Here is a 7,300-nt window from a genome sequence, read left to right as displayed (position 1 = left end):
GGGGTCGGGGTCGGGGTCGGCGCGTTCGGCTGGGCACGGCGGTAGCGTGACGAATTCTCGGGAGCGGATGTCCCAGCGGATCCAGACGGACCTGTCGGGTCCGGGCAGCAACTGGACGTGCGCCGCGTGGGCGCCCGCGTGGCCAGGCTGCAGCTCGCACCCGTAGACGACCTTGCGTTCGTGCCGGCCGCTCTCTGCCAGCGGAGCCCACTCGGCGTCGGTGAGCACGTTGTAGTGCGGGCAGTCCTGCTCACCGGTGTGCCGTTGCAGCCCGGTGGCGAGCGCACCCGCCAGCCCTGCCGCGGTGAAAACCTGATGGACGGCATCATGGACCGACTGGACGTCGTCGTCGCTCAGCTCCGCCACGCCGAGCCGGTCGGCCAGCAGCCGCACGTGGGTGGCGAAGTGCCGACAGGCGTCGACCAGCGCGGCAACCGGAGCCACCGCGTCGTGTGGCGGGTCGTTCGGCGCGTCTCGATGCGTCACAACGGTTACGCTACGCGTTCCTCCAGCCATACGCATGGCTGGCGACGATGCCGCCGGAGCGTGTCGAGGCCACACGGGAGCGTTTCCAGAGCGCTCCCCGGAGATGTGGACCTTTGGGAGCCTATGTCTTGAGGCCCAGGAGAGGAGCATGCTCGGCGCTGCATCTACCGTCGATCCGGCCTTCGCCGTGCTCACCTCGCTCGGCGGTGCGAACCGCAGGCAATGGACATGGCCGCGAACCTCGATGGCGGCGACGACCGTGTCCGGCTGATCGAGGTGCTGAGCTGGCAGGGCGGATTTGCCGACAGCAGACTCCTAACGGACGTGCGGGTCACCCCGTCTCGCCCGGCCGCGGGTAGGTTCGACCACGACTACCGAGGACGGAAGACGCGTTCATGAGCGAGGAGACGTCCGCGATGGACACCTGGACCGCCGGTGAACTGAGCATGATCGGCTATGCCGAGGAACTGGACCTCGCCTCCCGGCGAGACGATGGCACGCTGCGCCAGCCTGTGACGATATGGGTTGTCTGCGTCGATGACGACCTCTATGTCCGTTGCATGAACGGACGCTCCGGCGCTTGGTACCGTGGCACCCAGACCAGCCATCAAGGCCACATCTCGGCCGGCGGCGTAGAGGTGAACGTCACCTTCGCCGACGCCGATCCCGGCGACTCCGCCGTCCACGACCGGATCGACGAGGTCTACCGCACCAAGTACCGCCGCTACGGCAACAACATCATCGGCAGCGTCGTCAGCCCCGCCGCGCGTGCCGCCACGATCAGACTCATACCCGAAAGGTGATCATCGAGTACACCGCCCTCGTGTCGGGCAGAGCCCCGATGAGAAGGAAATCGAGGTCAGGGGGATCTGACGGTCAGCCAGGTCGTTGACCTCTCGGTTGCGCTGGTGGCCGCGAGCGCAGGTCGATGATCTGGCAAATGAAGAAGTTGCCCGGATACTCCTCGAGCCGCCAGATCGCCCTGGTCACCGAGCACAGCGTGTCCATCCAGAACAGGCCTGTCAGGGGCAGCATCACACGGGCCACCAGCCCTGCGAAGCGTCTGGACGTCGAGCTGCGAGAGGAATGAAATCTACCCCCATTATGCAGATTTCGTTTCTCCGACTTTCCTTTGAGGCAAAGCCTGAAAGCGATGCCAGTCTCCCCGCATCGCGGGGTCGGTATGCCCGTCACGCCATGATGGGGAAGCGTTGGTCCAGACCGGTGATGCGCAGCAGCCGGGCCACGCTCGGCGAAACACCGGTCAGGGCGAGTGTGATGCTCTGGGACCGGGCACGGCCTTGGATGCCGATCAGCACGCCGACGATCATGCCACAGCCCGACCCGCGACCCCTGCTTCAAAGCGATCAGCACGACAAACGAACGGTCGCCTCCTGGCCAGACGCCGGGCTACGGCATCACCCTGCACGACGCCGGGGCATACGTCCTCGACACCAGCGTAGGTGGCAGGCAGCCCGGAAAGGCTGCCTCATCGCCGGGCACGCCGGATGGCTCGCTAAAAGAGTGATCATGGGCCACGATGGCCAGCATGAGCAACGATGACGACGCACGTGCCGAGCTGGAGGACTGGAGTGAGCTCATCGGCCGGATTCGTTACGACGGGCCACGTTCTGGGGATGCCGGCGACGAGCGGTTGGCGGATGAGGCGGCGTCCAACGAGTTCTCCAGTTGGGGACGACCCGACAGCTCTGCCGAGATGAACAACCTGATCTGTCGTGCCTTGGAGCTCGGCTACCTGCGGGCCCTGCAGGACGTACGCGAGCAACGCATCGCCGGGCTGGGGCCCACCGACTGACATCGGTACGAAAGACATGACCCGCCTTCGCGCACCGCTCCGCCCCAGCCCTTTCCCGCTCCCAGCACTATCGTGGCCCGGACCAGCGAACTCGTCGTTTCGTGGATGCGGCGATTCGGTCGTCGGGTTGGCCTGCGGCTCATGGCTCGAGCACATGTCTGGCCCCAGGCATTCTTCTGGTGTTGCGCTGCTGTTCGCTCTAGCTGATCCTCTGGGCGAGTCGATCAGTTCCTGGCCTTCCACATCACGATGCTGTGTTGCGTGGCCCAGTGAGCTGGCGAGATGGTCGTTGTCGGGATCGCGTCGCGCAGGTCTCCCCGTCGCGGTTGCCTTCCCGAGCGTCGGCGATACCGGGTCGGCGGAGCCCTCTGCGTGTACTCTTCGCGCATCGGCGCGGTCCGGGTTAGTAGCGGTGAGGTCCGACGCGCCCCTCGAACAGCAGGTACGGCGCCGGCTCGTCGCCGTAGGGGGGCGCGGGTCGGGGTCGGCGCGTTCGACCGGGCACGGCGGCAACGTGACGAGTTCGCGGACGCGGATGTCCCAGCGGATCCAGATGAACCGGCCGGGCCCGGGCAGCAGCTGGACGTGTGCCGCGTGGGCGCCGGCCACCAGCGGCGGGCAGAGCTGATGAATCAGGTCAAAGCCCTCGTGCGACAGGAAACCTGAGGAGCGGGAACTGCAGGCCCTGGGCTATCGCGGCAGCGGCACCACCGTCCGCCAGTACGTACGCTCCTGGCGAGCGGCGACGCCTCCCGCGCAGACATCGATGCGGCCCGCGGTGCGGCAGGCGGATGCGGAGGGCAGCCGCCTAACAGCGTTCGATGCTGGGCAGGTAATCCCTGCGGATCCTGGGCGGATTCTGGCGAAAGGAGCCGGCCGTGCCTGACAATGTCGTACTGATCATTCGATTTCACCCGGTGGGCGGTGAAGACGTCTCCGTGATGAGCGGGGACTTCGACGGGGAGCCGGAGGCGTTGGAGGCGATCGCCCGTGCCGTGGACGAGCGGCGCAGCCTGGTGCTGGCCCGGGCGAGATATGACCGTGAGTCCGACGTGAACGGCGTGGTCATCAACCTCGCCAACGTGGTGTCGGTGCGGGTGTCGAAGACAGACAGTGCCGAGGTGGGCCAGTACCTGTAGCTGCGCCGGTGCATCGGCCGCCGCCACCGTCCACCTGTCCGGCGATACCTGTCCCGGGTTCCGTTCTGTGACTCCTCGGGCCTGGCCGTGCTGGTCGGCATCCAGCACCGGAGCCGAGCCCAAGGCATCACTCTCGCCCTGGCCAATCTCCGCTCGCACACCTCCCGCGTCCTGTGCGTCACCTTGGACCGCGACCTGCAGATGATGGCCTGACCGGACTGGTACGGCTTGGCATCGCAGGCTGGTCAGGAAGAAGTGGACCTACCCAGCCAAGACGGGTTGGCCGCCCTTCTCGGTGGACGCATCGCGTTGATGAGGGTGTCGAGCGGCACACGGGCGAATCCGATGCGGGTGTCGCTCGCCCCATAGGGCAGCCACACGGCGTCATCGTGAAGCAGGCCGCCGCAGGAGTACACGACATTGGGCACGTAGCCTTCTCGTTCGGTGCCGTCGGCGGTGAGGAGCGTTCCGGGGAGTTCGGCGATGACATGGTGCGGCTCGTGAAGGCCGAGAAGCAGGGCGCCGATGGAGTAGTCGCGCATGGGGCCGACGCCATGGGTCAGGACGAGCCAGCCGACGCTGGTCTCGATGGGGGATCCGCAGTTGCCCACTTGGATGAGTTCCCAGTCCCAGCGGGGGGTGTGCAGCGGCGTCGGTGGTTGCCAGGTGTTGTGCCGGTCGAGGGTCGTGAGCCCGATGGTCTCGCCGTCGGAGCGGCACAGCGCCAGCGTCCGTCCGCCGACCGGTCGTGGGAAGAGCGCCATGCCTTTGTTGACGGCCGCCGGGCCGCGCATGGGAGTGATCTCGAAGTGGCGCAGGTCGTCGCTGGCGATCAGGTGTGAGCGGATGTGCCTCCCGTCGTAGGCGGTGTAGGTGGCCCGGTACGAAGGTGTGCCGTCCTGGTCGACGATTCGTACGAATCGCGCGTCCTCCATGCCGTTGGACTCGGCCGCGGTCGACGGCCAGAGGACTCGCCGATGCAGGGGGAGGTCGGCGGGGAAGGCAACGGTGTAGGCGGAGTGCGTCGCGCGGCGCATCTGTTCCAGAGTCGGCTGTGTGGAGGTGCGGGCGAGCAGGTCGGCGGGGAGCCGGGCGATCGCGTGCTCGAAGTCGTTGTCGTCGAAGCGTTCCGGCAGGGATCGCAGGACGGCGGCCGTCACCTCGTTGTCCCAGGCGCTGTCGCAGAGCCCGGCGGCGAGCAGATCGCGCCGGTGGCGGGTCCGAAACCGGCACCCGACGGACAGCGTTCCTGAGCGGTCGGCGATCGCCAGCTCGGAGCAGGGGCCGAGCAGCGCCGTGGCGAAGCCGATCGAAGACAGGTGTCCCTCACCGATCTGCCGCAGGCTGATCGCCACACGGAGCTGTCCTGGGCGCAGGCCGGACTGGTCGGGATGGGGGACCATGGAGGGATTGCACACTGCCGCGCCCTCCACAGCGTACTCATGACTGAAGTAGGCGCCCACGAGGAGGCGGGCCGTCAGGGACAGCTCGAGGTCGCGCGGGACGCGATGGCGGACCAGGTCGTGGTGATGGGCGAAGGTCGTTTCGAGGTCGTGGTGCCGGTTGCCGAATCGTTGCAGCGTCTCCTGGAGCATTTCGGTGGTCTGGTCTTCGCCCAGGAGCATGATGCGGTCGATCAGCGCGGCGGCCCTGGTACGGGTGAGCGCGGCGTCCTCGCCGGGCACGAAGAACTTGATGATCACTCTTCGCGGATCGGGAGTGAGGGTCGGGCCGAGCCGCGTGGCCAGGTCCCTGATGGTCATGAGAGCCGCCTGGCATGCTGCATGGTGGAGATCAGCGCGATGGTCGACTCCGCTCCCTGGTTGAGGTTCGGACCGTGCTCGGTCAGGCCGTCGTAGCCGCCGCCGGTCGCCGGGTCCCACATCGGAACGCCGGCGTCGTTGGCTCCCTGGAACCACGCCACCGACCGTCGTACCCGCTCCTGCCACGCGTTGTCGCCGGTCACGTGGGCGGCGGTGGCGCAGGCGTCGGCGAGCGCGGCCACCTCGATCGGCTGCTGGTCGTAGCGGGCCTGAGGCGCGTCCTGTCGCCAACCGGTGGTGGGTACGACCGCGAGCAGGCCGTCCTTGGTCTGGATGTCCGACAGCCAGGCCAGCATGCGTAGGCCGGTGGTGAGCAGCTGCCGGTCATCACTCAGATCCCCGGCGGCGATGATCACTTCGGCGAGAGCGGCGTTGGCGTAGGTCAGGTGCGGTTGCGGCCACGGCCAGGAGGGGTTCTCCGAGGGTGTGCCGATCGCCTCCACGGCGTCCATCAGCAGGGAGGCGGCCACGGTGCTGTCCGGGGTGGTGCGCAGGACCTCCGCCGCGCCGAGCCCGGCGAAGGCCATGGCGCGTGGATGCGGGGAGCGCTGTTCGGCGCCGAGAACGAAGGCGTGCAGCGCTTCGTCCCGGATCCAAGGGATGGCGTTTCGGGCCGCTGCGGTGCCCAGGCCCCACATCGCTCGTCCCCACCAGTCGCCGACGCCCGGCAGTTCGCTCCAGCGGCGGTCGAAGGCGAGCCGGTTGCGGAACGCGCCGGAACGATCCTGCGCGTGGGTGAGGAAGGCCAGGTAGGACTCGGCCAGCCGGGTCAGCTGCTGGGCGGGGCGCGGCTCGCGGCTGGCGACGATGAGGCCGCGGGCGACGTCGTCTGTGCAGTAGCCGTGCTCGCGGCGGACGACTGCGTGCCGGGCATGCTCGAACAGGCCGGTGCCGTCGCTCATCCGGAGCAGGTGCTTGAAACCGGGATCGGCGGCGCTCATGGCAGCATCGCGACCGGCCGCGCGGCGACGAGCGACCGGCCGAGGCCGTCGTATCGGGCCGCGACCGCCGGCCACAGCAGGGTCGGGATCAGGTCGCGGGTACGCCTGGTGAGATTGCTGGCCAGCCCGGGTTGCGTGAGGACGCGACGTATGGCGGAGGCGAGCGCGGCGGGGTCGCCGTGGGGAACGAGCAGCCCCGGGCCGCTGGTGAGCAGCTCCACGGCGTGCGGGAAGGTGGTGGCGACGACCGGCACGCCGGCGGCCACGGCCTCGATGAGGACACCGGACGTGACCTGCTCCGCCGAGTCATAGGGCAGGATGATGACGTCTGCCGAGCGGACCAGTCGGCTCAGCGAGTCCTGATCCCGGTAGACGGGGTCGTGTCGTATGGCCGTGGACACCCCCAGCTGGGCGGCGAGTTCGTGCAGGCCGTCGCGATAGGCCTCGCCCTGGAGCTCCAACACTTTGGGGTGGGTCTCGCCGGCGATCGTGTAGATCGGTGAGGGGTCGAGGCCCACCAGGAGCGCGAGGGCACGTACCGCCCATTCGATCCCTTTGCCTGGTCCGAGCAGTCCCCACGTGAGCAGGTGCGGACGGGGGCGGCGCTGAGCCGGGACCCGCATGTGGTCGGCGGTCCCATGCGGAATGATGAACACCTTGCCGGCATCCACCCGGTAGCCGGCCCTCAACCGGTCACGAGCGGTGCCGGTCATGGTCACGATCGCGTCGGCGGCCTCCCCGATCTCCTCGAGCAGGGCTTTTTGCGAGGGAGTGGGCCTGGCCAGGACGGTGTGCAGGACCACGATGCTCGGCACGGTGAGGCATCGCAGCAACGGCAGGACGTCCTGGCCGTCCGGACCGGGATAGATGCCGTACTCGTGCTGCACGATGGCCACGTCGAAGTCCTCCAGAGCGCAGGCCGCGGCCTGCCAGCCGCCGAGCCCGCCGGGAGTCCAGGTGTGCACGACCCCGGGCTGCGGCGGTTCGTCGTCACCTTCCGCGGTGACACGGACGATCCCGCCGGACCCGCCACCCCTGGCCAGATGGGCGGCCAGGGCGGAATTGAAGGTCGCGAGCCCGCACTGGGTGGGCGGG

The 7,300-nt window shown here is 68.4% G+C and carries 11 protein-coding genes; 6 read left to right on the top strand and 5 right to left on the bottom strand.

Going from position 1 to position 7,300, the window contains the following annotated elements; genetic code table 11:
* On the bottom strand, positions 1 to 486 hold a 486-nt coding region (locus tag E1294_RS50185), incomplete at its 3' end, for a hypothetical protein (RefSeq protein ID WP_132519865.1).
* A gap of 148 nt (positions 487 to 634) precedes the next feature.
* Here E1294_RS50185 and E1294_RS57635 point away from each other — a divergent pair.
* The 3 genes from E1294_RS57635 to E1294_RS53875 all read left to right on the top strand — a co-directional run bounded on the left by E1294_RS57635 (position 635) and on the right by E1294_RS53875 (position 1,576).
* Complete coding sequence (locus E1294_RS57635) at positions 635 to 757, top strand: hypothetical protein (RefSeq protein ID WP_281284627.1); 123 nt, start codon at positions 635 to 637, stop codon at positions 755 to 757.
* A 124-nt stretch (positions 758 to 881) separates the two neighbouring features.
* The gene (locus tag E1294_RS50180) at positions 882 to 1,289 is read left to right on the top strand and encodes a DUF2255 family protein (RefSeq protein ID WP_246083854.1); all 408 of its coding nucleotides are present in this window, start codon (positions 882 to 884) and stop codon (positions 1,287 to 1,289) included.
* Between the two features lie 137 nt (positions 1,290 to 1,426).
* On the top strand, positions 1,427 to 1,576 hold the full coding sequence (locus tag E1294_RS53875; protein ID WP_165977936.1) for a hypothetical protein: 150 nt from the start codon (positions 1,427 to 1,429) through the stop codon (positions 1,574 to 1,576).
* A 100-nt stretch (positions 1,577 to 1,676) separates the two neighbouring features.
* On the opposite strand, the gene E1294_RS50175 is transcribed toward E1294_RS53875, so the two are convergent.
* Complete coding sequence (locus tag E1294_RS50175) at positions 1,677 to 1,805, bottom strand: STAS domain-containing protein (RefSeq protein ID WP_181958676.1); 129 nt, start codon at positions 1,803 to 1,805, stop codon at positions 1,677 to 1,679.
* Positions 1,806 to 2,035: 230 nt separating this feature from the next.
* Between E1294_RS50175 and E1294_RS50170 the strand changes: the two genes are divergently transcribed.
* The 3 genes from E1294_RS50170 to E1294_RS58685 all read left to right on the top strand — a co-directional run bounded on the left by E1294_RS50170 (position 2,036) and on the right by E1294_RS58685 (position 3,654).
* Positions 2,036 to 2,302: a hypothetical protein gene (locus E1294_RS50170; RefSeq protein ID WP_132519860.1), complete on the top strand. Its 267-nt coding sequence runs from the start codon at positions 2,036 to 2,038 to the stop codon at positions 2,300 to 2,302.
* Between the two features lie 878 nt (positions 2,303 to 3,180).
* Complete coding sequence (locus E1294_RS50165) at positions 3,181 to 3,441, top strand: hypothetical protein (RefSeq protein WP_132519857.1); 261 nt, start codon at positions 3,181 to 3,183, stop codon at positions 3,439 to 3,441.
* Positions 3,442 to 3,654 (top strand): STAS domain-containing protein, encoded by a 213-nt coding sequence (locus E1294_RS58685; protein ID WP_132519871.1) that lies wholly within the window; start codon positions 3,442 to 3,444, stop codon positions 3,652 to 3,654.
* A 32-nt stretch (positions 3,655 to 3,686) separates the two neighbouring features.
* On the opposite strand, the gene E1294_RS50155 is transcribed toward E1294_RS58685, so the two are convergent.
* The 3 genes from E1294_RS50155 to E1294_RS50145 form a co-directional block, all read right to left on the bottom strand.
* Positions 3,687 to 5,204: a glycoside hydrolase family 130 protein gene (locus E1294_RS50155; RefSeq protein ID WP_132519854.1), complete on the bottom strand. Its 1,518-nt coding sequence runs from the start codon at positions 5,202 to 5,204 to the stop codon at positions 3,687 to 3,689.
* On the bottom strand, positions 5,201 to 6,205 hold the full coding sequence (locus E1294_RS50150) for a glycosyltransferase (protein WP_132519851.1): 1,005 nt from the start codon (positions 6,203 to 6,205) through the stop codon (positions 5,201 to 5,203). Before E1294_RS50150 ends, E1294_RS50155 begins: the two co-directional genes overlap by 4 nt.
* The coding region (locus E1294_RS50145; RefSeq protein WP_220448412.1) for a glycosyltransferase at positions 6,202 to 7,300 on the bottom strand (1,099 nt) is incomplete at its 5' end. The genes E1294_RS50150 and E1294_RS50145, both read right to left, overlap by 4 nt.

The organism is Nonomuraea diastatica (genome assembly GCF_004349015.1).
In the GTDB taxonomy this organism is placed as follows: domain Bacteria; phylum Actinomycetota; class Actinomycetes; order Streptosporangiales; family Streptosporangiaceae; genus Nonomuraea; species Nonomuraea diastatica.
This window is presented reverse-complemented; position numbering and strand designations above follow the sequence as displayed.

Bases quoted from the DNA above. Each gene is read 5' to 3' on its own strand.
- E1294_RS50170 (WP_132519860.1), top strand. From the start codon at position 2,036: ATGAGCAACGATGACGACGCACGTGCCGAGCTGGAGGACTGGAGTGAG.
- E1294_RS50180 (WP_246083854.1), top strand. From the start codon at position 882: ATGAGCGAGGAGACGTCCGCGATGGACACCTGGACCGCCGGTGAACTG.
- E1294_RS50150 (WP_132519851.1), bottom strand. From the start codon at position 6,205: ATGAGCGCCGCCGATCCCGGTTTCAAGCACCTGCTCCGGATGAGCGAC.
- E1294_RS53875 (WP_165977936.1), top strand. From the start codon at position 1,427: ATGAAGAAGTTGCCCGGATACTCCTCGAGCCGCCAGATCGCCCTGGTC.
- E1294_RS50155 (WP_132519854.1), bottom strand. From the start codon at position 5,204: ATGACCATCAGGGACCTGGCCACGCGGCTCGGCCCGACCCTCACTCCC.
- E1294_RS57635 (WP_281284627.1), top strand. From the start codon at position 635: ATGCTCGGCGCTGCATCTACCGTCGATCCGGCCTTCGCCGTGCTCACC.